The 23,633-nt window shown below is 43.9% G+C and carries 22 protein-coding genes; 14 read left to right on the forward strand and 8 right to left on the reverse strand.

Going from position 1 to position 23,633, the window contains the following annotated elements; translation table 11 throughout:
* Positions 1-39: 39 nt before the first annotated feature.
* On the forward strand, positions 40-2,346 hold the full coding sequence (locus L5M17_RS01400) for a marine proteobacterial sortase target protein (RefSeq protein WP_263144678.1): 2,307 nt from the start codon (positions 40-42) through the stop codon (positions 2,344-2,346).
* A gap of 10 nt (positions 2,347-2,356) precedes the next feature.
* Positions 2,357-3,064 carry a class GN sortase gene (locus tag L5M17_RS01405; protein ID WP_263144680.1) on the forward strand — a complete coding sequence of 236 codons (708 nt, stop codon included), beginning with the start codon at positions 2,357-2,359 and terminating at the stop codon, positions 3,062-3,064.
* Positions 3,065-3,169: 105 nt separating this feature from the next.
* On the opposite strand, the gene L5M17_RS01410 is transcribed toward L5M17_RS01405, so the two are convergent.
* Entirely contained in the window at positions 3,170-4,195 is a 1,026-nt protein-coding gene (locus tag L5M17_RS01410) for a GGDEF domain-containing protein (RefSeq protein WP_028760265.1), read from the reverse strand.
* A 210-nt stretch (positions 4,196-4,405) separates the two neighbouring features.
* Here L5M17_RS01410 and L5M17_RS01415 point away from each other — a divergent pair, with 210 nt between their 5' ends.
* Positions 4,406-6,028 carry a M28 family metallopeptidase gene (locus L5M17_RS01415; RefSeq protein ID WP_263144682.1) on the forward strand — a complete coding sequence of 541 codons (1,623 nt, stop codon included), beginning with the start codon at positions 4,406-4,408 and terminating at the stop codon, positions 6,026-6,028.
* A 133-nt stretch (positions 6,029-6,161) separates the two neighbouring features.
* On the opposite strand, the gene L5M17_RS01420 is transcribed toward L5M17_RS01415, so the two are convergent.
* The 3 genes from L5M17_RS01420 to L5M17_RS01430 all read right to left on the reverse strand — a co-directional run bounded on the left by L5M17_RS01420 (position 6,162) and on the right by L5M17_RS01430 (position 8,870).
* Positions 6,162-7,025 carry a hypothetical protein gene (locus L5M17_RS01420; protein WP_028760263.1) on the reverse strand — a complete coding sequence of 288 codons (864 nt, stop codon included), beginning with the start codon at positions 7,023-7,025 and terminating at the stop codon, positions 6,162-6,164.
* 373 nt (positions 7,026-7,398) lie between these two features.
* Positions 7,399-8,400: a RimK family alpha-L-glutamate ligase gene (locus L5M17_RS01425; RefSeq protein WP_113941500.1), complete on the reverse strand. Its 1,002-nt coding sequence runs from the start codon at positions 8,398-8,400 to the stop codon at positions 7,399-7,401.
* A gap of 20 nt (positions 8,401-8,420) precedes the next feature.
* Positions 8,421-8,870, reverse strand: a complete 450-nt coding sequence (locus tag L5M17_RS01430) for a DUF413 domain-containing protein (protein WP_028760261.1) — start codon at positions 8,868-8,870, stop codon at positions 8,421-8,423.
* 108 nt (positions 8,871-8,978) lie between these two features.
* On the opposite strand from L5M17_RS01430, the gene hdfR reads away from it, so the two are divergent.
* Positions 8,979-9,848: an HTH-type transcriptional regulator HdfR gene (hdfR, locus tag L5M17_RS01435; RefSeq protein WP_212599819.1), complete on the forward strand. Its 870-nt coding sequence runs from the start codon at positions 8,979-8,981 to the stop codon at positions 9,846-9,848.
* Between the two features lie 10 nt (positions 9,849-9,858).
* Here the strand turns inward: hdfR and L5M17_RS01440 are convergent, their stop codons facing one another.
* Positions 9,859-10,230 carry a diacylglycerol kinase gene (locus L5M17_RS01440; protein ID WP_028760259.1) on the reverse strand — a complete coding sequence of 124 codons (372 nt, stop codon included), beginning with the start codon at positions 10,228-10,230 and terminating at the stop codon, positions 9,859-9,861.
* A 271-nt stretch (positions 10,231-10,501) separates the two neighbouring features.
* On the opposite strand from L5M17_RS01440, the gene L5M17_RS01445 reads away from it, so the two are divergent.
* Positions 10,502-11,413, forward strand: a complete 912-nt coding sequence (locus tag L5M17_RS01445; protein WP_263144687.1) for a DNA ligase — start codon at positions 10,502-10,504, stop codon at positions 11,411-11,413.
* Between the two features lie 70 nt (positions 11,414-11,483).
* On the opposite strand, the gene L5M17_RS01450 is transcribed toward L5M17_RS01445, so the two are convergent.
* The gene (locus L5M17_RS01450; RefSeq protein WP_263144690.1) at positions 11,484-12,554 is read right to left on the reverse strand and encodes a type I restriction endonuclease; all 1,071 of its coding nucleotides are present in this window, start codon (positions 12,552-12,554) and stop codon (positions 11,484-11,486) included.
* Between the two features lie 431 nt (positions 12,555-12,985).
* On the opposite strand from L5M17_RS01450, the gene L5M17_RS01455 reads away from it, so the two are divergent.
* From L5M17_RS01455 to L5M17_RS01490, 8 genes are all read left to right on the forward strand, one after another.
* A complete protein-coding gene (locus L5M17_RS01455; protein ID WP_263144693.1) occupies positions 12,986-13,468 on the forward strand; it encodes a low molecular weight protein-tyrosine-phosphatase in 483 nt (160 codons plus the stop codon).
* A gap of 69 nt (positions 13,469-13,537) precedes the next feature.
* Positions 13,538-13,846: a hypothetical protein gene (locus L5M17_RS01460; RefSeq protein ID WP_263144696.1), complete on the forward strand. Its 309-nt coding sequence runs from the start codon at positions 13,538-13,540 to the stop codon at positions 13,844-13,846.
* A gap of 205 nt (positions 13,847-14,051) precedes the next feature.
* Positions 14,052-14,519 (forward strand): GNAT family N-acetyltransferase, encoded by a 468-nt coding sequence (locus tag L5M17_RS01465; RefSeq protein ID WP_028760209.1) that lies wholly within the window; start codon positions 14,052-14,054, stop codon positions 14,517-14,519.
* A 719-nt stretch (positions 14,520-15,238) separates the two neighbouring features.
* Positions 15,239-15,364 (forward strand): hypothetical protein, encoded by a 126-nt coding sequence (locus L5M17_RS01470; RefSeq protein ID WP_263144698.1) that lies wholly within the window; start codon positions 15,239-15,241, stop codon positions 15,362-15,364.
* Positions 15,365-15,511: 147 nt separating this feature from the next.
* On the forward strand, positions 15,512-16,828 hold the full coding sequence (locus L5M17_RS01475; protein ID WP_263144701.1) for a hypothetical protein: 1,317 nt from the start codon (positions 15,512-15,514) through the stop codon (positions 16,826-16,828).
* Between the two features lie 19 nt (positions 16,829-16,847).
* On the forward strand, positions 16,848-17,378 hold the full coding sequence (locus tag L5M17_RS01480) for a hypothetical protein (protein ID WP_263144703.1): 531 nt from the start codon (positions 16,848-16,850) through the stop codon (positions 17,376-17,378).
* Positions 17,375-19,363, forward strand: coding sequence for a GMC family oxidoreductase (locus L5M17_RS01485; RefSeq protein WP_173245285.1), 1,989 nt, complete (start codon positions 17,375-17,377; stop codon positions 19,361-19,363). Before L5M17_RS01480 ends, L5M17_RS01485 begins: the two co-directional genes overlap by 4 nt.
* Positions 19,364-19,697: 334 nt before the next feature.
* Complete coding sequence (locus tag L5M17_RS01490; protein WP_263144707.1) at positions 19,698-20,075, forward strand: SH3 domain-containing protein; 378 nt, start codon at positions 19,698-19,700, stop codon at positions 20,073-20,075.
* A gap of 292 nt (positions 20,076-20,367) precedes the next feature.
* On the opposite strand, the gene ylqF is transcribed toward L5M17_RS01490, so the two are convergent.
* Both ylqF and L5M17_RS01500 read right to left on the reverse strand, forming a co-directional pair.
* Positions 20,368-21,309, reverse strand: a complete 942-nt coding sequence (gene ylqF, locus L5M17_RS01495; protein WP_011919190.1) for a ribosome biogenesis GTPase YlqF — start codon at positions 21,307-21,309, stop codon at positions 20,368-20,370.
* A 150-nt stretch (positions 21,310-21,459) separates the two neighbouring features.
* Positions 21,460-22,299: an isopenicillin N synthase family dioxygenase gene (locus L5M17_RS01500; protein ID WP_113939512.1), complete on the reverse strand. Its 840-nt coding sequence runs from the start codon at positions 22,297-22,299 to the stop codon at positions 21,460-21,462.
* Positions 22,300-22,671: 372 nt separating this feature from the next.
* Between L5M17_RS01500 and L5M17_RS01505 the strand changes: the two genes are divergently transcribed.
* Entirely contained in the window at positions 22,672-23,577 is a 906-nt protein-coding gene (locus tag L5M17_RS01505; RefSeq protein WP_263144711.1) for a bifunctional methionine sulfoxide reductase B/A protein, read from the forward strand.
* Positions 23,578-23,633 lie beyond the last annotated feature (56 nt).

A 23,633-nucleotide genomic window follows, 5' to 3' on the forward strand; every position in this document is an offset into this window, starting at 1 on the left:
AACATCAGTTCATATTTGTTAATAGAGGAAGCCTTTGTGATGATCACAGGGAAAAGGGTAAAAGAAGTGAGTGAAGCGGTAGCGGTATTGCTGATCAGCGCCGCCGTGTGTTGGGGTTTTCCCTTTGTGGCATTGGCTTCGCCGAATAGTACCGGCACATTATCTGTGCCACAGAATATGGCTTCGGCATTGGTCGGGCAACATAACACAGAGTCACACATCATTAATTACGATGATATTACTCAGGGATTATTACTTTATCGTCAGCCGAGCGGTGCATGGGTGCCATCTTTGCCGCTTGATACACAAGTGTCGATGCAAGTCTCTGGCTTAAGTAATCGCGTGAGCGTGAAACAGGTTTTTCGCAACAATACTGAATTTGTGTTGAATGGGCAATATTTGTTCCCGCTGCCCAATGAGGCTGCGGTGGATTCGTTGCGATTACATATAGGCCAGAGAGTGATCGAAGGGCAAATTCATCCTAAGGCCGATGCCAAGCAGATTTTTGAGCAAGCGAAAGCTGAAGGCAAACGTGCCAGCTTAGTGAGCCAAGAGCGGCCTAATATGTTCACGACCGAAGTCGCAAACCTAGCTCCTCAAGAGGAGCTGATTGTAGAAATCAGCTATCAGGAGACCATTAAATATGAAGATGGTTTGTTTAGTTTACGTTTTCCGCTGGTGGTCGCGCCCCGTTATATTCCGGGATTAACATCGGATTCAAGTGCTAGCGATTCACATGATCCTATGGCACAGGTGCGCCAATCAAGCCGAGTGACAAGTTCGCAGGTGTTTGATGCTGACCGGATTGTGGCACCAGTGCGGGACGGCGCCAGTGGACGTGATCCTGTGCTGAAGGCAGACATTCAAGTCTTACTCGCAAAGGGGGTTGATAAAGCGTCCATTGAGAGTCCTTACCATGACATCAAACTCAAGCAAGACAACAGCGGCGCGGTCGATGTATCGCTGGCGCAACGTGTGCCCGCTAATCGTGATTTTGTGCTGCAATGGCGAGTAAAGCAGGGCACGAGCCCAATGGCTTGGGTGTTTAATCAGCAAGGTAAAACCCATAAGCTCGATGGCGAAAATTTGTCTCAGGATACACTTGAGACAAGTAAAACCAGCGGCGTAAATGATGATAATTACAGTCTCGTCATGGTGTTGCCTCCTAAGGTTGAAAAGAGTACTCAGCCGAGTTTGCCCCGTGAATTAATTTTAGTGATTGATACTTCGGGCTCTATGGCGGGGGATTCTATCGTTCAAGCTAAAAATGCACTGTTATACGCGTTAAAAGGACTGAAGCCGGAGGACAGTTTTAACATTATCGAATTTAACTCCAGTTTGTCTCAGTTCTCAGCAGTGCCATTACCGGCGACCTCGTCGAATTTGTCACGGGCACGTCAGTTTGTGAGCCGTTTACAGGCCGATGGTGGCACTGAAATGGCGTTAGCACTGGACGCTGCCTTGCCAAAATCTTTGGGCAGTGTATCGCTTGATGCAACGCAGCCTTTGCGCCAAGTGATCTTTATGACCGACGGCTCTGTGGGCAATGAACAAGCGTTATTTGATTTGATCCGTTATCAAATAGGTGAGAGTCGCCTATTTACTGTCGGCATAGGTTCGGCGCCTAATTCTCACTTTATGCAAAGGGCGGCTGAACTCGGTCGTGGCACTTTTACCTATATTGGCAAAGTGGATGAAGTCGATGAGAAGATCAGCGCCTTACTCAGCAAAATTCAATATCCCGTGTTAACCGATATTCAAGTGCGTTTTGATGATGGCAGTGTGCCCGATTACTGGCCATCACCGATTGCCGATCTGTACCGCGGTGAGCCAGTGCTCGTGAGTCTAAAGCGCAGCGCCCGTGAGCCACAGGAGTTAGTGATTTCAGGACGGCAAGGGCATCAAAACTGGCAACAGTCGCTCTCGCTGCAGGATAACTCCGCAGGATTGATGACCCATCAAGGTGCAGGTTTAGACTTACTGTGGGCGCGTAAACAGATTGGTGCATTGGAGTTGAGTAAAAATGGCGCGAATGATGACAAGGTCAAACAGCAAGTGACGGCCTTATCAATGAATTATCACTTAGTCAGCGCCTATACCAGCTTAGTGGCGGTGGACTTAACCCCAATTGATTCAACTGCAATGAGCCGTGATGCCGTGGTTCGTCAGCACTTGCCCTTAGGTTGGCAACCTTTTGGAGCCTTGCCGCAAACCGCGACGTCAAGCCGTTTGGATATGTTATTAGGTGCGCTGACCTTGCTACTCGCTTTGATTCTTACGGGATCGATTCTTCGACAAAGACGGGAAGAGAAGGCTGCCTTGGTGGCACTTACCAGTGAACGATGAGTTAAGCGCGATGAGCAAAAGCAGAACACAGCGATTTTTAGTGGTGGGATTATTTTTAATTGGCGCAACATTGTTAGGAAAGGGACTCTATATGCAAGCTAAAGCACACTTTGCCCAGTATTTGATTGAACAGGCGTGGACTAAAACCTTGGCTGATGGCCAATCCCATAAACCTTGGTCATGGGCGGATACCTATCCCGTGGCAAAGCTGTCTATTCATCGTGAGCAAGTGGCGGCTAACAACAATATTGAAGCAGAGCTTAATGACAGTTTATATGTTCTTGCGGGGGCTTCTGGGCGAAATTTGGCCTTTGGTCCGAGTCTGGTGTTGTCCAGTGCGCCAGCGGGGCAAAAAGGCAATACTGTGATTGCTGGCCACAGGGACACGCATTTTGCGATACTCAATGGCATGGCGGTGGGGCGTCGATTATCGTTACAAACGCTTAAAGGCAATCACATTATTTATGAAGTGGTGGCGACTCAGGTAGTACATGAAACAGAAACTCAATTTATGGTGCCATCCGATGATAATCGCTTAACGTTAATTACGTGTTATCCCTTCGATTCACTTCAAGGTGGTGCTGAACTGCGGTTTGTGGTGCAGGCGATTCCCGTCGAAAATGAGTCGATGGAAACACACGGTACGAATGTATCCGTTTCAATAGGGAGTGGCGTGCAAGGGAATATTGGAATTGTTTCTCGCAGTTTCAAACATTAATCTGAAATCTCATTTAAATCCTTCATGTAGCTTTCAAAAAAATGCTCCTTTGTTAATCATCTTAGCCTGAAGCTGAATTATCGGCTTCAGGCTAAGTTATAACCATCAGTTACTGATAGGCAGCACACGATTTCGTCCTAAGCGTTTGGCTTCATAAAGTAATTTGTCTGCCGCTTCAATCAATTGCATACCCGTTTGTTTTTCTTGCCATTGGGCGACGCCAAAGGAAGCACTGATATTATTGATGCGTTCGTCTTTGCGTCTGTCTTTTAAACTGAGTTTTTCGAGTCCACGGCGCATAGCTTCGGCCAGTTGCCTTGCGATACGTAGCTGACTTTTAGGGACAATAATCGCAAATTCTTCACCGCCAAAACGATACAGTTTCGTGCCATCGCGGCAGGATTCCTGTAGTCGTTTCGCCACGGCGCGTAACACTTGGTCGCCGAGCTGGTGGCCATAGGTGTCGTTAAACACTTTAAAATGGTCGATATCGGCCAAGATCACACAAGTGCCTAAGGGGGCTTGGGCTATCATTCCTGCAAAATCAGTGTCAAAGGCGCGGCGATTAAAGCAGCCCGTCAGTGCATCGTAGAGAACGTCTTTTTCTGTTTGTTCAAGTTTTTTCTTTAGTGCGTCTATTTCGGTTTGAGCCTTCTGCAGCTGACCGGTAAAGAACTCTGTGCTCGAGCGAATATTGTCCGACTCTTTCACTAAGCTGCGGACCAGATCGAGTACTTGTTCGACGCTAAAGCCTTCGTCTTCGATGCGGTTGAGCTTTTCAAAATTACTTTCGATACGCGACTGGAAGTCATTGGCATCTAGATTGGTATCTTTGAGTGATTGGGAAAGCTCAGTCACCATAGCATCCAGATTTTGGCGCATTTCTCTGACATCGAGTTCAACTGGGTCGGCAACATATTGGCGATACAAGATTTCGCTACTGACAGGAGGGCAAGTGTTGTATTGGGCAATTACAGTATCGAGTTGTTGATTTAATTCGGGATTTTGTTCACCAACATAAGTGTACCAAAGCGCATAGTTAACGGGTGTAGTCGGAATTTTATGTTTGAGCATCAGAGGCACTGCTTTTTTGAGGTTCAGTGCAGCGGCTTGTAATAACTCTAGCGACATATTGTTACCTTACTTAATGAAAATGCACGGATATTTTAAAATTTTCGCTATTTTTTATTCTGTTGCAGTCAGATTGAGGTCAACGACAAGAATATCGGTCAGATGGAGACATGATTACCGTTTACTCTTGGATGCAGCGACTCCGTTTGCGCTAAGACTTCCATCATAAATTAAAGATGATATGGTAAAGTCTATCCTTAAAACCAAATAATGATAATAACTTGGGAGAAAGTTGTGAAAAATTTAATCATAACCACAAGTCTGTTGGCCACTATCTCATTACCTGTCTTTGCTGAAACGGCATTTGTGAAAAGTCTCGATCTCGTGCAATACCGAACCGATGTGAAAACCTTAGCGAGCGATGCTTTTGGGGGACGCGCGCCCTTATCTGAAGGTGAGACCTTAACTTTAGACTATTTAGTGACAGCATTTAAAGATATGGGTCTCAAACCCGGATTTGGCGATAGCTATTTACAGGCGGTTCCTTTGGCGCAAATTAGTGCCGATCAAAACATGCAGCTTGATATCGGCGGACTTAAATTTGCCAATGGCAGTGAATTTACCGCGAGAACCCAAAGAATCGCCGAAAAAATCAGCTTGAATAAAAGCGATGTGGTATTTGTTGGCTATGGTATCAATGCACCCGAACATGGCTGGAATGATTATCAAGGGTTAGATGTAAAAGGCAAAACGGTCATCGTACTCGTGAATGACCCCGGCTTTGCGACCCAAGATCCAACAATATTTAAAGGCAATGCTATGACCTATTATGGTCGCTGGACTTATAAATATGAGGAAGCGGCGCGTCAAGGCGCTGAGGCCGTGTTTATTGTTCACGAAACAGCGCCTGCCGCCTATGGCTGGGGAGTGGTGCAAAACTCCAACACGGGCACTAAGTTTACTCTGGTCGATGCCAATAATAACCAAGGTCAAGTGGGCGTGATGGGCTGGGTTCAGCACGAAACCGCACAAAAAATCTTTGCCAAAGCGGGATTGGATTTCGATAACTTAAAACGGCAAGCAGCCAAGCCAAACTTTAAGGCTATCCCACTTAAGCTGAGCGCGCAGCTCACGTTAAACAATAAAATTGAACGCGCCGAGTCCCATAACGTTGCGGCTTTACTGCCCGGTAAAACGCGCCCCGAGGAAGTGGTGATGATGCATGCCCATTGGGATCACCTTGGCACTGTGATTGAAGACGGTAAGTCAGAGATTTTAAACGGAGCGGTCGATAATGCCAGCGGTGTGGCGGGGGTTTTAGCGTTAGCGCGTTACTTCAAACAGCAAGCTAGCACGGCGCCACTGGATCGCTCGGTGCTCTTCAGTGCCTTTACTGCAGAAGAAACGGGCCTGATTGGTGCACAGCATTTTGCTCAGCATCCCAGTGTGCCAACCAAAAATATCGTCGCCTTTTTAAATATCGATGGCATGAATGTAAATAAAGGCGTTGATTACATTTTGCGCTATGGGGAAGGGGTATCTGAGTTGGAGCAATACTTAGATAAAGCCGCCAAAGCCCAAGACCGTTCGGTAAAAGCGGATCCAAGACCACAGAATGGATTGATGTTTAGATCAGACCATTTTGCGCTGGCCCAACAAGGTGTACCAGGATTGTTATTTATGAGTCTTGGGGATACAGATCCTGACTATATTGCGCATAAATATCACCAAGGAGCCGATGATTATGATCCAAATTGGACGTTGGAGGGCGTGAGTCAAGACCTAGACTTGATCGCCAGTATGATAACCACCTTAGCGAATGGTTCAGATTGGCCCCATTGGCTTGAATCATCAGACTTTAAAGCCAAACGTGAGCAGGATGGCCGTAAATAGGTTTAATGGGTTGGATCATGAGGGCGTCCAGTAGGCGCCCTTATTTTTTAGCACTAATTTTGGGCCAGAGGTCGGGCAACTGTTTGAGCTAGAAGGGGTGTTTAATACAATATGGGAAGAGATTTTTATTGAATTAAAAGGAATAGCTGATAGAAAGCATAGGGCCAATAAAATTGTAATAGATGTTGTAATCGGCGATTTGAGTATCTTTATTCGGCGAATTTTGGGCGATATCAACGTCAACTTTATAGTAGTTATAGGCCACGCTCATACGCCAGTTTGGGGTGATTTGTGCATTAACCCCCACTTTAATATCAACCAGTTCGCCTTTGACATCATTGAGTTTGATGTAAAAATACTGTGCATGGCTGGTGATTTGCCAACCGGGAACAAATTCATACTGACCATATATGCCAATATCGGGCAGTGGTGCAGTGACATTTTCGTCAACAATGCGCGGAATTGCTTGGCTACCGCAGACATTATTGAGTAATTCCGATGAAGCGCAAACACCAATCACCCCTTCAAAACCTGTCTTGATAAACATAGTATGTAAACCAAGTGATAGACCGACATCATAGTTACTGCCTTGAAATACATCATAGCCATAGCCGAAGCGCAGTACATCAATGTTTAAAGTTGAATTTAGATTACCGCCTGCTTTGATATCGTAAATGGTGTCGTTAATCTCGAGCTGGAAGGGTTTGGTTAAGGCTTGGGTTTCGGCGTTACGATGAAGCTGTTTCCAGTCTAGGTAGATATTGTGCCGTTCGTTAAAGTGATAATTTAACTCGATAAAGGGTAAAAATTCGTTTTCTGCAAGTTGTAGATCGGACTCATAATCTAAAGTGAAATTATTACCCGAAATAGGGTTAGTGACTTCCATATTGGTGTCTGATTGCGAATAAAAGCCGCCTAACTGAATAGTAAAATCATCGGCTTGCACTTGAGTGCTGAGCAGTGACGCTATGATTAGGGGTAATAGGCGGATCGACATGTTAAGGAGTGACTCCTGCATTATTCTTATTATGTTTAGCGATAAGGTCAGAATTTAGTGCCATAAAAAAACAACATTTGGAGTTTAACAGCAAATTTTTTAATGTGAACAAAATGTTTTAAAAAATGCAAAAAATTGTGATTCAAAACAAAAGTAGAGCTGGTTCTCGTGAGGTTGAATGAAATTTGAGTGAGCGATCACATCAATTGTGGATTGAAAGACTAAGGGCAAGTGCTTCCTGAACGGCTTTAGGATTGTTGTGTTGGATGGGGCGAGATACAAATGGATATAGACACAAACATGGTGGAGAATCATCGATATTGAGAATATCTAGCGGTACGATCCCGCTAGATATTGATATGTCCTAGTACTTCTATTTCGTCTCGATAGAGGACGATAGAGGTGACGGGGTAGAAGTCTCAGCCTCTACGCTATCAGCCACGATTTTTGGGCTACTTGGTTCATCTTTATTAAACATGCCTAAACGGATGCGAATAAAATGCAAAATTTGCGCGGCAATATCCACATTCAAACAGGACTCTAAGCCCTCAAACCCTGGAGATGAGTTAGCCTCACAAATTTTGTAATGGCCGTTATCAAACAATAAATCGATACCTGCAACATCAAGATCGAGGATATTGGCTGTTTGGGTGGCAAGCCATTCAATTTCAGGAGTGATCTGAAATGGACGCGCTGAACCACCGGCACTGACATTGGCTTTGAAGCTGTCTTCTTGACCACGTCTTTCATAGCAACCCGCCACACGACCACCAATAGTGAATACGCGTAGATCGCGCCCATGACTGTTAGCGATAAACTCTTGCAGAATGATGTTAGCGTTTTTATTGGTCGCCTCAATCAACTGCATTAAATCGTCAAATTCACGCGCCTTATGGGATAAAAACACACCACTGCCCTGTGAGCCAGAAAGTGTTTTTATCACCACAGGAAAACCGAGATGACGTTCTACGAGGGCGATATCGACGGGGAACTTAACCAACATGGTTTTAGGCGTAGGCAGATTTTTCTCGGCCAACAATTGTTGGGAGAATAACTTGTCTTTAACGATTTCAATGGCTTTAGATGGATTGAGGCAATATACCCCTAATCTTTCTAAGTGACGAATAATGGCTAAAGCAAAGTAGGTCGTGCCTGAGCCCATTCGCGGAATGATAAAATCGGGCAGCTCGACGGCTTGCCCATTCAATAAAATACTCTTGTTATCTTCTCTGGTGACAGTCAGATCAAATTCATCAGGTGCGTAAACTTCCAACTCTATGTTATCGGCTTTTGCTGCCGCCAGTAGACGCTCAATTTCATACCATTCAGGTTTTAGCTGAGTCGCGGTTTCTTTATATAAAATCCAACCACGCATTTAGTAGCAAACCTTAATCTTCATTCTTTATCCTCGGGTTCAGGTTCATCCTGAACATCATCTTCAATATCAAATACAGCCTCAGCCTCTATTTCTATCTCGGGCTTGGTTGCAGGCAAATGCACTGTACCAACCACGGCATAAAAGGGTTTCCCCATGGCGAGCCTGCGATACTTTACCCAGATCTGCTCTAACAAGCTACTGGGGGCGATATTTCCTTTGGCGACTTCCACAAATTGGGCTTCATCAGAGGTGCAAGGCAGCGTTTTTCCTTCCGCTAAATTCTTCATCGCATGACCATGCAATTCAAGGAGTTCAGCTTCTTTATTGGTAAAATCGCCGCTTCGTTTAAAGCCTTTGGGGAAATTAGCATCGTCGTAGAAACGTTTTTGAGAGACAAAACTGGCAGCAACTGAGCCGTTAAACGTCTCAGAACCCTTGTTAGCGTTAAAAAAAGACTGTTCAGACATGGCAGATACCCTCTAGTTTTTGATATACAAAGATTTGCAACTGGAGTATTGGCTAGTATTATTGATTTATAAATCAAAAAAATTTGCCTATGTTGGTCAAGAATTTTTATGGATACCGATTTACTAAAAACCTTTCTCGAAGTCTCCCGTACTCGCCATTTTGGTAAAGCGGCTGAGAATCTTTACCTCACCCGAAGCGCTGTGAGCTTTAGGGTGAAACAGCTTGAGAGCATTTTGGGTGTCGCCTTATTTGAACGGCAACGTAATAATATTCAGCCCACGCCAGCAGGCGAACGTATGCTTGGTCATGCCGAAGCGGTGTTAACAGCATGGGAGCGGGCTAAGCAAGATGTTTCCCTCAGCCAGTTACAGACAACACAGCTTGCCATTGGTGCAGGGCCGAATATTTGGGACGCTTATTTGCAAGGTTATTTACAGGGATTGCATGTCGGTTTACCTGGCGTGGCGTTGCGCACCGAAGTGCTACCCGCGAATGCAATGACGCGTCAGCTAATGGACCGTACCCTCGATATTGCGATTTCATTCGATCCGCCAAAGCTTGATCAATTTGAGATAGTGCAACTGGGGCAAATTAATTTGTTGTTGGTGTCGAGCTTAAAAGGTCAAACGGTAAAAGCGGTTGTGCCGGGGCAATATGTAAAAGTCGATTGGGGTACGGCGTTCAATATTGTTCACGCGCAGGAATATGCCTCGCTGCCTGTGCCAACGCTGCACACGAGTTCAGCACGTATTGCGTTAGATTTCATCTTGAATAATGGCGGCTGCGCATTTTTACCTGAGCATCTAGTGCAACATGCATTGCGCGGCGGCGAATTGCATCTCGTCAGCGGCGCGAATGCCATTTCACGAAATGTGTATCTTGCGTATTGGGCTGAGAATGACCGCTTAGCCCAGATCAAACAAGCCATCGACTTTTTAAGGGACGATGGCTCAATGGTTGTTCATGCGACGGTTTAGAAACTAAGAATTAAAGCACTAGCGGCGTTAATACAACCAGCCAAGTTAATCCACAAAGTGCAAGACTCATAAAGACGGCAGCCGAGGCAATGTCCTTGGCTTGGCCACTTAACGGGTGTATTTCACTGCCGACACGGTCAACCACAGCTTCAATCGCCGAGTTTAATAGCTCAACAATCAACACGATAAACAACGTGAAAATCAGCATAAGGCGTTCAATAGTGCTGATATCAACCCATAAGGCTACGGGTAACATGACTATCGTCAAGATTAATTCCTGTCTGAAGGCGGCTTCGTGGATCCAAGCGGCCTTTAGGCCCTTCATCGAAAATCCCGTCGCTCTGAATATGCGCTTAATACCGTGATTATTGGCTGGTTTCATAGTGTTTCCAATTGACGTTAGCGACAAAGCGCTGAGGTTCTGCTCATTCAAAACAGGGTGGATAAATCCTACTGTTGTCTTTGTTAACATTTGACTGAGTCATAAATTTGGCCGCAGTATAGCCTGAGATGAAAAGTGCATAAACAATTAACTGAGCAAATTTGATCATCAACATTCGTTGTTAACTTAGTGACTTTTGCGGTTATTTTAGTGCAACTTTAGCCGTGCGGCCTAAGCTTGATGAAGGATATATTGCAGCGTGGGCAAGGGAATGACTCATACTAACCCGTTACGAAATTTAACATTTAATCAGTTCATCCGTTTTAGTATTTTTAAGCTCAGCTTGCTTTTACTTTGCGGTTTAACTCTTTCGGTTAACGCACAAACCTCACCACCTGCCATACAACTTGCTACCGAGTTTGATGCGACTCGAACTTCGCAAGATATTAATGTTCAAAATTTTTTGATTAGTGAGAAACTCGACGGGGTTCGAGGTTACTGGAATGGCAAGGAATTATTTACTCGGCAGGGGAATACCATTGCCACACCCATTTGGTTTACTGCGAATTTTCCGAATTATCCCCTCGATGGTGAATTATGGCTTGGGCGAGGTCAGTTTGAAGCAATGTCCAGTCTTGTTCGACAAACCTCAGCTAAGGATGATGATTGGCGCAAAGTGCGATTTATGGTGTTCGATGTCCCCAAGGCGGGTGGCGACTTTCAGCATCGCTATCAATTTGCGCTGACTGAACTGAGTGGCAAATCGAATTATCTTGAAGTCATAGTGCAGTTCCAAGTAGAAAGCCTTGAAGCCCTGTATCAAAAACTCGATGCCTTAGTTGCAAAAGGCGCCGAAGGCTTGATGCTGCATCGCAGTTCCGCGACTTATATCAGTGGCCGCAATCCTCATTTGATGAAGCTAAAACCTTATTATGATGCTGAAGCTACTGTTATCGCTTATATCCCTGGTAAAGGTCAATTTGCAGGGCAGATGGGCGCATTAAAAGTGCAAACGCCAGACGGCCGAATTTTTAGTATTGGCACAGGTTTTAGTCTCGCAGAGCGCCAACATCCCCCCGCAGTGGGCACTATCATTACCTATAAATATCTTGGTCTTACCGTTAACGGTTTACCGCGGTTTGCCAGTTTTTTACGGGTAAGAACCGATGTTGAAACTGAGTAGCCGTACCTAGTAAATCAAATTGCGCATTAGTCTTTACGCTGAGTAATGCGCAATTGATATTTTGATAGTGTTATTCGTAATAGGCGACTGTCGATAATAGTTGTTCACTGAAATTAAAAATATCATCTACAGAGTTAATAGGATGACGAGTTTCATTTTTATTTTCATCCACTAATCCTAGATACTTTTGTTTAGCATTGAAGTGTAAGCGGCATAAGGGTTTTCGGTTATTATCATCCAATAGTATGCCAAAGTAACTTTGGGTATCCCTTGCGATGATTCGATTAACTTCTATTTTTTGCCTCAATATAGCTTTTATCACATTGAAACCGTCAATTTCTTCTTCAGTAGTAACTACTTTAATTTTTTCATCATTGGATGGGATTGGGGTATCGATTAAATTTTTGTTTTCATCAGTTGGTTTATCATTGCCAATAGCGGATTTTAAACGTTCATTAATGCTGTCGTTGAGAAATTGTCTTAGTGCTTTATGAGTAATTTCAGCAAATTGATGTTTTACTTTAGGTGTAAGAACCCCATCATAAGCCCTTGAGGCACAAAAGCGAATAAACTCTTCTTCAGGTTCTTTAAATTGCTCACTAATAATACGTTTTATCTGACTCAAGTATTTTAGTTCTCCTGCCGCGCTGACTATTGAGTTAACGTCGAACGAGTTTTTAGTCAGCTTTTTAACTTCAGGAATTAAGTGTTCATCAATATTTTCAAGATCTAAGATCAGAAATGGTTTTTCATCCATTTTGTTAGGAGCATCTAGATCGGTATAAAATTGATATTCAGTACCGTTTGTAAGAATAGCTAAGCGTGCGTTGGTGACAGAAAAATAACGAAATAGTTGTGACGCATGCTTTATGGACAGCTTTTCATTGTACTTTTTGCATTCAATAAGGATTTGCACTTCACCTTCCTTAATTAATGCGTAGTCAACTTTCTCACCTTTTTTACCTATAGTATCTGCCGTAAATTCTGGGACAACTTCGCTAGGATTAAAAACATCATATCCTAGAACTGTATGCAAAAATGGCATGACTAAGGCATTCTTAGTCGCTTCCTCAGTTTGAAGGCTATTAGCAATTTGAGGGATGCGTTTTGATAGAACATCGATTCGTTCAATAAAATCCATTTTACTTTTCCTCTTCTTGTACTTTGTGGTGTATTTTTTATTTGAGCGAGTATGCGGTGAACATTCAGTTTTATTTTAAACCGTACTCTGACATATAAACCTAGTCGATAAAAAATCCTTAGCAAGGAGGCTAATTTGTTTCTGTGCTGTTTATCGTATATTTTACGGGTTAGGTTAAATTTTGTGCGTGCTTGGTATGTATATGGCTCAAGGGGAATATTTTAGCTGAGGTGACACCCTTAACTTTCGGATCGTAGCGCGCATTTTATTTCTGATAATGGTTTGGCGTAAGAATATTTTGTATTTCTAGGTTTAACATTTTGTATTTATAGGTAAATAATTAATGTATTAAGCTGCTTATCATATTAAGTTTACATCTAGGTTTAAGCACATTAGATAAATTATTGATAATACTAAGCTATGAGGTATTCATGTTAAAAAATCAAAGTGTACGGCGAATATTGATGGTTTGTATGGGTAATATTTGTCGCTCACCGACGGCAGAGGCGGTTTGTCGTTTTAAGATTGCTGAGCGCAGGCTTAATATTGAGGTGGATTCGGCGGGTACTATTGGTTATCACCAAGGGGATAAGCCCGATAGCCGCGCTATTGAGGCTGGTAAAAAGCGGGGTTTTAGTTTCGAGGGCATGCGGGCACGGCAGGTGGTGAATGCTGATTTTGAGCATTTTGATTTAATTCTAGCTGCGGATAATGCCAATTTGGCGGATCTGCTTAGCCGTTGTCCGGTTGAGTATCAACACAAGTTACAGTTAATGTTGTCCTATGTTGATACGCAAATAACGGAAGTACCAGATCCTTACTATGGCGGCGCACAGGGTTTTGAACTAGTGCTCGATCTCCTCGAGCAGAGTATGGAAGCTTTATTAGATCAATTAACCGAAAAGTTCCGTTGAGATGCGTATTTCCATTTACGGTTTGGGTTTTATGATAAGTTCGGGTAAATCCCCTTATGCGAGATGACGATGAAAGTAATGGATTCTGAAAACCGAGTATGGTTCTTTTTGGAGCATGAAGGTCGCTTGTACTTGAATGCAAATTGCAACATGAGTGCATTTGGCTATAGCTATATGATCCAGCTCAATGGTCAGGAACTGCAAAATTATGAAGGTGGTGGCCGCGAGTATCTAAATAATCTTGCTCACGATATTCATTATTCTGTTCCAATCGCAAAAGACACAACGTCAATTTACAAAGGTCGTGAAGTTTCAAAACAGCTAGCTGGTTTAGCAACAGAAGCGATTAAAGTTGTGGCTATAAAAAAGCTAATGTGATGAGGTTACTTTCAACCTAGAAGTCATGCCAGTCCGAACTTTCAATAAAGCCACAGCAAAGTAAACATCATCATAAAGTCATTAATAGATATCAGTATAGTTTGACTACAAACATCAATGGTTGTGGGCTGCTTGCCTTGCAAGGTTAAGTTGGTAAGATGTTGTTCATAAAGAAAATCAAATCGTTGTACATCTAAGGACATATATGGAAATTTCATTACTTGCCGATAATCCCTCTGCGATAGACACGGTAGCGAGTTGGTATTTCAACGAATGGTGCCAAGACAATGGTAGTTATACCAAGGAGGAAGTCGTTGAAAAAGTCTCTGCATCAATAAATCGAGATACTGCGCCTATTCTGATCATTGGAAAAGTAAATGGTGTTCTTGCAGGCTCAGCAGAGCTAAAAATTCGAGAAATGGACATTTACCCAGAATTTGAATTTTGGCTTGGTGGTGTTTACGTCACTCAGCAGGCTAGGGGACAGGGTGTCGCCTCAAAACTTGTGAAAGAGATAATATCGCTAGCACATAAAATAGGCGTGAAAAAATTATATCTTCAAACAGAAGATTTAACTGGAGGTTTGTACTTACATCATGGGTTTAAGCCTATAGAACAAGTGAATTATAAAGGTATAAATGTATTGGTTATGGGCACAAACATCGGTGAATAACAAGTTTGTGAAGGTACACTGCGGCTCAATTGTGGGAAGCAAGTGGAACGATATGATCATATTTCACAGGGCTACCTAAGTAGGTCAAAGCATCCCCAAATGGCATCATTTTTAATCTTAGAGTTTTCGTCAGTACAAGAAAATAGATTTCCTGTTTCAACAGTAAGAACCGGTTGTGTTCTGTTTCAGTCAAAGTGTTTATAAAGTCATTAGCAGGGCCATATAATCAGATGCTGAGTGACTCTTTACAGAATCTAATGATGAAAATGAGTCGAAATCTTCCAAACGTTAACAGATATTGTTGAATCAATGGCAACCAAATAAGAATAGGTCGCGCGTAGCTGCGACCGATTCTACGATCGCTTAGTCAGTATTGGAGCACTGTCCACGCTTGGTCCTCGCAGACTTCAGATCAATGTTGAACTCTTGATATCACATTATGCTTTTACTGCTGTTATCGTCGTGCGGCGGGCTTTTTTGCAAATAAAATAAACCTCCTGCCTCACGCTTGACAATAAGTGAAACGTAAACAATCTTTTAACATGGAATATTTTCAGAAGGTTACTTTTCTTTCTGCAGCATAGAATTATTTTCACTACGGGAACACAGGAGTGCTTAACCCTTCCACTGAGATAACTAGGTTTCATGTGAGGTGATCCTCAATGGATTATCTAGGCTCAAGGTATCGTGATAAAACGCAATCATGAAAAGGAATTTCAATGAAAGACGTTAATATTTATCCGTATCAATCAATCTGTTCAGACTGGCTCAGTAAGCCAGAGACTGCGATCAAAACAGCAAACTTCAATTTAAATATCGAAACCCATTTATTGGGATTTGGTTGAGGTCAAGTCTTGTACGCTATTTGTATCGTGCCATCACGCCTGCAGTGGCGGGTGTTGTGAAAGCCCTGATTTTAAGTCGTTAAAGAAAGTGGAGTTGTAAACGTTTTAAGCATTGAATAAATCCCAATAACAAGGAGAGTTAATTTCATGTCTATCAAATCTTTTAGCTATAGTACGCTTTTTTTGTGTATGAGTGCTGCTGTACATGCAGAAGCACCAGTAGAGACAAAAGCAGCTATAACGCTACCCACGTTAAGCCCTGTTATGCCGCTGGAAATCACAGCAAAATCCCCGGTCTCACTCGAAAGCCTGCAACATGATTTTGATGATTTTTCTTGGCAATCGTTTATTGCACTTAACTGGCCAGCAAATGCCGATGGCACACCCAATACTATGTCTACCATTGGGCAAAAAACTAACCAGCCAGTCGTGTGGCTGCATTGGAAGGAAAGCCGGGAGATTTTTTTACCCGATGGCGTAAAACCACCTGGGTGGGATCAGTCCAATAATGTGCCGGATGTTTGCAAAAGTATTGATCCAAAGTCCATTCCTGAAGGGACTATTTATTTAACGCAAGTAGGGAAGACCCCGAATGTGTTGGATGAAAGTGGTGAGCCTTTTACAACGGGTCCATTGATTGATCAAAACGGGCTTTATACCCGTTATGAAATATTAACCAATGAAACCATGTTCAATTTTATTTTGGACAATAACCTCTACAGTAAAAAAGGTCAGAAACAGTTTACTGCCGATGTCGACTTTACCGCGAGCGACAGTAAAACCGGGCAGGTAGGTTCTATCATGCTTAAAGCCTCATGGATAAAAATGGGCGGCAAGTTTGATTCGACGAATTACTATACAACTTACGCGCTTGTTTATAACAATCCCGAAGAGCAACACGGGGTCAAGCCCGCGTGTGCGCTTGAACAAGTCGGTCTAGTGGGGTTTCACATTGCTCACAAAACCATGGGTGAACCACAATGGATTTGGTCTACCTTTGAGCATGTCGCTAACGCGCCAACCCAAGGTGAGTCAGCATCATTGTCGGCATATAATTTTTACGATGCTAAATGTACTGACTGCAAAGTGAATGAACCACCAGCACGCCCGTGGGATCCGGCAAACCCGCACACTAAACCAACTCAAGTGGAACGCGTCATTCCTATCACTGCCGACGCTAAAGCCTTAAATGCCAGTTATCACGCTGCACTCGACGCTGTAGTGCCGGGATCGGTATGGATGAATTACGAATTGGTCAGTACGCAATGGCCTACCGATGCTAAAAATCCCACCGATCCAACGGGCGTGCCTGCTCCCTCATTTTTAGCGAACACCACGCTCGAAACTTATATCCAAGGTTCGGTAAAGCAAACATCAAGTAGCTGTATGGCTTGTCACAATAATGCGGCAACCACTAACGGTAATTTTGCTGATTTCACTTACTTGCTGCAACGCGCGCAATAATTTACGAAAGGAACTCATCATGACTGATATTACAGGCGCGACTGCCGATACTATGAATAATTTTATTGGTTTGAGCGCGGTATTAACCGGCTTTGCTACCAGTATTATTGCCCCGACATTGGATCCCGTGGATATTAAATCCGAATACTTAGCCGTGTTTACGCAAAAAATAACCGAAGAATCGAAGGACCTAACTTTAGTTACAACTATTCTGCAAAAATTTGCGGCGTTAAAAGCGCAGCAATTATCAGATCAACAAATTGGCACGCAAATGCTGGCGCCAGACAACGGGGCTAATTTTGTGTTGGCCTGTCGTAAATTGATTTTTATGTGGTACTCAGGTGCATGGCCAACCATTATTCCCGCGACGGATACAGAGCCGGAAACCACGGTTAGCGATATGATTTCGGCAAAAAGTTATACCACAGGTCTAGTTTGGCAAGTTATGCAGGCTCATCCGATGGGGGATTCAAATTATCGCTATGGCTATTGGGCAAAAACACCCGCTGCACTGTCGGCATATACGGGTCATCAAGGAGGTGCTGTATGAGCACTCAAACCAATTACGATGTCATTATTGTGGGATCAGGTATTGCCGGTTCTATCATGGCTTATCAACTGGGGATGGCGGGGAAAAAAGTATTAATCCTCGAAGCAGGGCAGGAAGTGCCTGTTGACCGCAGTGGTTACATGGAAACCTTTTTTAAAGCCAATGCTAAAACACCTGAGTCACCTTATCCTCCAACCACGCAAAATCCAGCGGCATCGACGGCGGATAATCCACTCGGGCTGCCTGATCCTGCGAAGGAAAATGTGCCGCGTTATACCGTGTTGCAAATTGGCGCATGGCGTAATCCAAAGCAATGTTATTTCGACTACACGCCGCAGCCTGAACATTTGAAACCTGACAGCCCTGAAGCAAAGTTTGCTTTTGCTAGTTCCTATGAGCGTATTGGCGGCGGCACAACTTGGCATTGGCTAGGAACCAGTTTGCATTTATTGCCCAATGATTTTGAGTTGCAAACCCAGTATAAGCAGGGCGTGGATTGGCCCGGTGGAAAACAATTTTACCAAGCGCTGGTTCCTTACTATGAACAGGCGACCAATGAGATTGGCGTCGCCGGTGACAAAGAGGCGATGGATCAGCTCTATCGCGGATTTAATGTTTCACCGGATGGCGTTTATGGCGCGAATTACGATTATCCCATGCCTGGCATTGTTTCATCTTTAGTCGATCTACAATATGAACAAGCGGTGAGCGATATGGTGTATGACAATATTCAATTGTCGGTTACGCCAACTCCTCAGGGGCGCAATTCATTACCGGGTGAACGCCGTCAATGTGCGGGGAATACAAATTGTATTCCTATTTGCCCAATCCAAGCCAAATACGATGCTACTGTGACGCTCGGGCGAGCATTGCAAACCGGTAATGTTGATGTGTTTTATCGGCACGTCGCGACAAATGTTCAAGTGGATGAAAACACAAAGGATGTTGTTGGTATTGATTATGTGACCTATCAAACTCACGGGGGGATAGCGACGGGCGGCGGTACCGTTACGGGTAAAAAATATGTGATTGCAGCTCACGCGATTGAGACGCCAAAATTATTGCTCATGTCTAAACGTAATAAAGCCTGTCCGAACGGCGTCGCCAACCATAGCGATCAAGTGGGGCGTAATTTGATGGATCACATTATGTATTTGGCCTGGGGTCTGGCGAAAGATCCTGTCTATGGTTTTCGAGGGCCTTTATCTACTGCGGGTATCGAAAGTTTACGCGATGGCGCCTTTCGTAAAGACCGTGCCGCCTATCGTATTGAAATCGGTAATGAAGGTTGGCAGTGGGCTGCGAACGATCCATTCACGACCTTAGCTGATTTTGTATTTGGGCAAAATAATTCGCAATTAAATGGGGATTCTGTCAATCAGCAGGGGATTCCATTACGGTTTGATCCCGCCATGTCTGCGAATAGCGCTTTATTTGGTGCCTCACTGGTGAATACCTTGAATGGTATTTACACACGGCAAATTCGTATGGGCTATTTAATTGAACAATTACCTGATCCGGAAAACCGTGTCGAGTTGTCGGAGACGCTGAAAGATAACTTAGGTTTGCCTCGCCCCAAATTAACCTATCGTGTACGCGAGGATTATGTGCGCAATGCGTTCGTGTCGGCTAAAGATATTTCGACAAAACTCTTTGACGCCCTTGATGCGCGGGAATATACCAAGGCTCCGCCTGCGCCGGTATTTTATGGTGATAAGAGTCAAGTAACGTCGAATAATTTTGAATATCAGGGCCATAATTTTACGTTTTACGGTGCTGGACACATTGTGGGGACGTATCGAATGGGGGACTGCAGAGATACGTCGGTGGTGAATCCTCGTCAGCAATCTTGGGATCATAGCAATCTGTTTTTAGTCGGTAGCGGAGTGTTTCCAACGGTTGCAACGGGTAATCCAACCCTCACTTTGGCAGCGTTGGCATTCCAGGCAGCAGATCATGTTTTGGAAGACCTTAAAATAAGTTAAAAAGTTGTAATTATTCATTAGCTTGCTGTTAATTCCCATTGAAAACCGCGTGCAAATTGGCGCGGTTTTTGGCTAACTGAATATACCTTCATATTACGCTAACGGGCATTTTCCTACTCATAATGCAGTTTATTGTCATCGTATTTAAAATCAAAATATTACAGTTTTTTTATGCTGATAATTAGTTTGAAAACTGTGCATGCGTGTGTTGTCGGATAGTATGTCTGATAGAAAACTGATAAGTTTCACTCAAACCGAGCGTTAATTAGGCGTGCTTTAATAAGCCAATAAAGTTAATTTTTTACTAATATTTATCAAAAGGTTAACTGAATACATGACTACTAAGAAATATATCGTTGTCAATCCACATGAAAGTGAGTTTCCTAACCCCATTACGTTCAAAAAAGGTGATCCTCTTACCGTTGGAGAAAAATATGCAGGTCCTGAAGGCTGGGATCTCTGGTTCCTTTGCACTACGCCAGGGCAAGATGCTGGTTGGGTTCCTGGTCAAGTGATTCAGCGCCTAAAAAATTCCAACGGGCTGGCGCTTGAGGACTATACGGCAAGAGAACTTAATGTGCATGAAGGGGGACAACTCATTGGCACACGAATGTTGAATGGCTGGGTATGGTGTATAAAAGCTGTCAGTGAAGAATCAGGGTGGGTACCATTAGAAAACTTGAAAGAAGTGGTAGATCTATCCCGCGACTAAAGCACCTTTGCTGTGCAGTCAAATCCAAGATGGCTCCTTGGTGTATTGTGCCAAGAGGATGATGACTGGCGGATATTGAGAGCTTATATCAGGCACGCAGAAGTCATTGGCGTAAAGTGTTTTTTAACGCGAAAGTTCCGTTTCTGATAATAAAAAAGCCAGTATATTCAATATACTGGCTTTAACTTTAAACTTGATGAATGAGCGCCATAAGCTGGAATATAAAAGTCATCAGCGTCTTGTCTTTAACAAACTCTGCGCCTTATATTCCAAATGCAGAGTGGCGGGCTGACTAGTCGTTATGACGTTTGCCTGAACGTTTAAGTCTCTCTGCTGCCAGTTTGGCTTCTTTCTCGGCTTCTTTTTCGGCCATGATACGGGCGACTTCAATCTTTTCAAGCTCTGCCATCGCAGGTGTTTCTAGCGAGAGTAAGCCTATTTTCCCCGAGCGATATTCATGCAGTAATAACTCTGATGCCTTGTGCATATCGATGCGACCACCGGGACGCAGCGCACCACGTTTACGACCGATTTCCTCGAGAAGTGCGACATCATCCTTTGGTAATTCACTTAAGTTATAGCGCTCACAAATCTCTTTTGGATAAGCGGTTAAGAAATACTTGGCGGCGAACAGGGCCACATCTTCATATTCCATCGCCGTATCTTTAATGGCACCAGTGACGGCAAGGCGATAGCTGCTCGCTTCGTTATCCACTTTGGGCCATAAAATACCTGGGGTATCCGACAGCACGATACCGTTACGTAAATTGATCCGTTGCTGGGTTTTGGTTACCGCAGGTTCGTTACCGGTTTTGGCGATAACACGGCCAGCTAAGGTATTGATGATGGTAGATTTCCCAACGTTGGGTATTCCCATGATCATAGTGCGAATGTCTTTTTCGGTTTTATCGCGACTTGGCACTAGCTTACGGCAGAGATCAGGGATTTTTTTCACCATTGCCGCTTGCAGCGTTGTGATCGCCGTGGCTTTGACGCCTTGCTCACGCTCTAAGTATTCAATCCATTGTGCGGTGATCTCTGGATCGGCCAGATCAGATTTATTGAGCAGTTTGATACAAGGTTTGTCGCCTCGAAGCTGAGCCACCATGGGGTTTTCGCTACTGTAGGGAATACGCGCGTCCAGCACTTCGATAACAAGATCGACCTGAGGCATTGCCTCTTCAATCTCCTTGCGTGCCTTGTGCATATGCCCCGGATACCACTGAATTGCCATGATAACGCCTTGTCCTAAATAACTTAAAGAACGGCTATTCTACCTTGAAGGTGGCGAATGTCATAAAAAAAGCGCCCTAAGGCGCTTTAATCGCTTAATCCTTAACTGTCTCTTGCGATTGTTACTTGGATTAATAGGCTGAATTAAGGCTTAGATTACCCCGAGTTCGCGCAATCTTTCCATCAGATAACTGTCGGCGGTATAACGATCCGATAGCACTACAGCAGGGTTTGGATGTAAAAATAACGGCAAAGAGATCCGTGACTTGGTTTTATCCGTACCTTCAGGATTGATGACGCGGTGTGACGTTGATGGGAAATAGCCGCCAGAGGCTTCCTGTAACATGTCACCGATATTGATAATAATGTTGCCAAAATCGCTTGGAACATCTAACCAAGTGCCATCTTTGGCTTTCACTTGCAATCCAGGCTCATTGGCAGCAGGTAATACTGTGATAAGGTTGATATCTTCATGTGCCGCGGCGCGAATGGCGCCCATTTCTTCACTGCCCGTCATCGGCGGGTAATGCAGAATGCGCAGCAAGGTTTTTTGGCTGTTGGCGATCATTTCTGGCAATGGCATCGAAAACTTGGCTTTTACGTCTTCTGGTGAGTATGTTTCGATCCACTCTAATAGTTCTGCAGCCAGTGCGTTGGCTTTATCGTAATAGGCGAGAATATTGGCACGCAGTGAATCGGGGATACGGCCCCAAGGGTACACGTGGTAGTACTCTTTAATGTCTTTGACTGTGTTGCCTTTGGCGGTTTCAGAAATCGACGCAGGGAAGAAACCGTCGTGGGTTTCTTTTTTAAACATATAGTCGTTTTTGGCTTCTGAATTAAAAAAGGCTTGCCACTCGGTGTAGATGTCTTCAACTAAGCGCTTATCAATCGGATGATTAGATAAAACACCAAAGCCAGTTTCCCGAAGTGATTCAACGAATTGCTGGGCACTGTTTTCAGCGCGGTAATCAATGGTTTCTAATTTCATTTTGGTTTCTACTTGTTATATTTAGTTGTAATTTGACCCGCTGCAAGTGTAGCCGTGCGCTGATGTGGGTGCAAATACTCAGCGACTGTGATCTGGATCAACTGCCGTATTTTCCGTCATTTATGCAGTCGCTTATATGAGTACTTAATATGAGCACTTATATTAGTAGTTACTTGAGTGGTAAGATTTTAGTCACTAAATCCGTTAGTATGGGCATTAGATTTGTTGTGATTGGATTGATGTCAGCCGCATTTTGAAGCCGAGTGCAAGAAATCTTACTTGGAGTGGGTCTTATGTTGGCTTCCTTATAAATCAGCTTCTTAATCAAAGAATATCGAAATACACAACGACGTGAGTCGAAAGGGCATTAATATGAATAAACTGACCGATTTTGAACGCTATGTTATCGAAGAGAAAGGCACTGAACGCCCCTTTAGTGGTGAGTATTATGAACACGATGCTAAGGGTTTGTATTTATGCAAAAAATGCCATGCCCCCTTGTATCGTTCTGAGCATAAATTTAATGCCCATTGTGGCTGGCCAGCCTTCGATGATGAAATTGCCGGCGCTGTAACCCGCCACATAGACGCCGACGGCCGCAGAACTGAAATTGTTTGTAGCCAGTGCGGCGGTCACTTGGGGCATGTCTTTGAAGGTGAAATGTTAACACCTAACAATATCCGTCACTGTGTTAACTCAGTTTCTATGGTTTTCAAAGGGATGGATGATGCTGTTGAACCAGCACCGAATCACTTTGCGACTTTTGGTGCAGGGTGTTTTTGGTGCGTCGAAGCGATTTTTAAAAGCCTAAAGGGCGTGGTGAATGTTACTTCTGGTTATGTCGGCGGCGAAGCCCATGATGCCGATTATAAATCTGTTTGCTCGGGCCAAACCGGCCATGCTGAGGTTGTGCATATCGAGTTCAACCCTGAGGAAATTGATTTTACGACGCTATTACAGGTCTTTTTTGAGAGCCATGATCCGACCACGCTTAATCGTCAAGGTAATGATAAGGGGCCACAATATCGTTCCGTGGTGTTTACCCATAATGCTGAGCAGATAGAGCAAACTACCGCTATGCTGACTCAGTTAGCAGCAGCCAAGGTTTTTGATGCGCCGATAGTGACCCAAGTTTCAGCGTTTGATACTTTTTATCCCGCTGAAAATTATCACAACGACTACTTCGCTTTACACGGTGAGCAGCCCTATTGTCAGATGGTGGTGCGTCCTAAAGTGGAAAAAGTGAAAGCCTTGTTTGCAAGATTGCAGAAGGCTTAATTGAATAGGATGTTAAATACAAAAACGCCACCGATATAAGGTGGCGTTTTTTTATG

Source organism: Shewanella sp. SW24 (assembly GCF_025653395.1).
Taxonomy (GTDB): domain Bacteria; phylum Pseudomonadota; class Gammaproteobacteria; order Enterobacterales; family Shewanellaceae; genus Shewanella; species Shewanella oncorhynchi.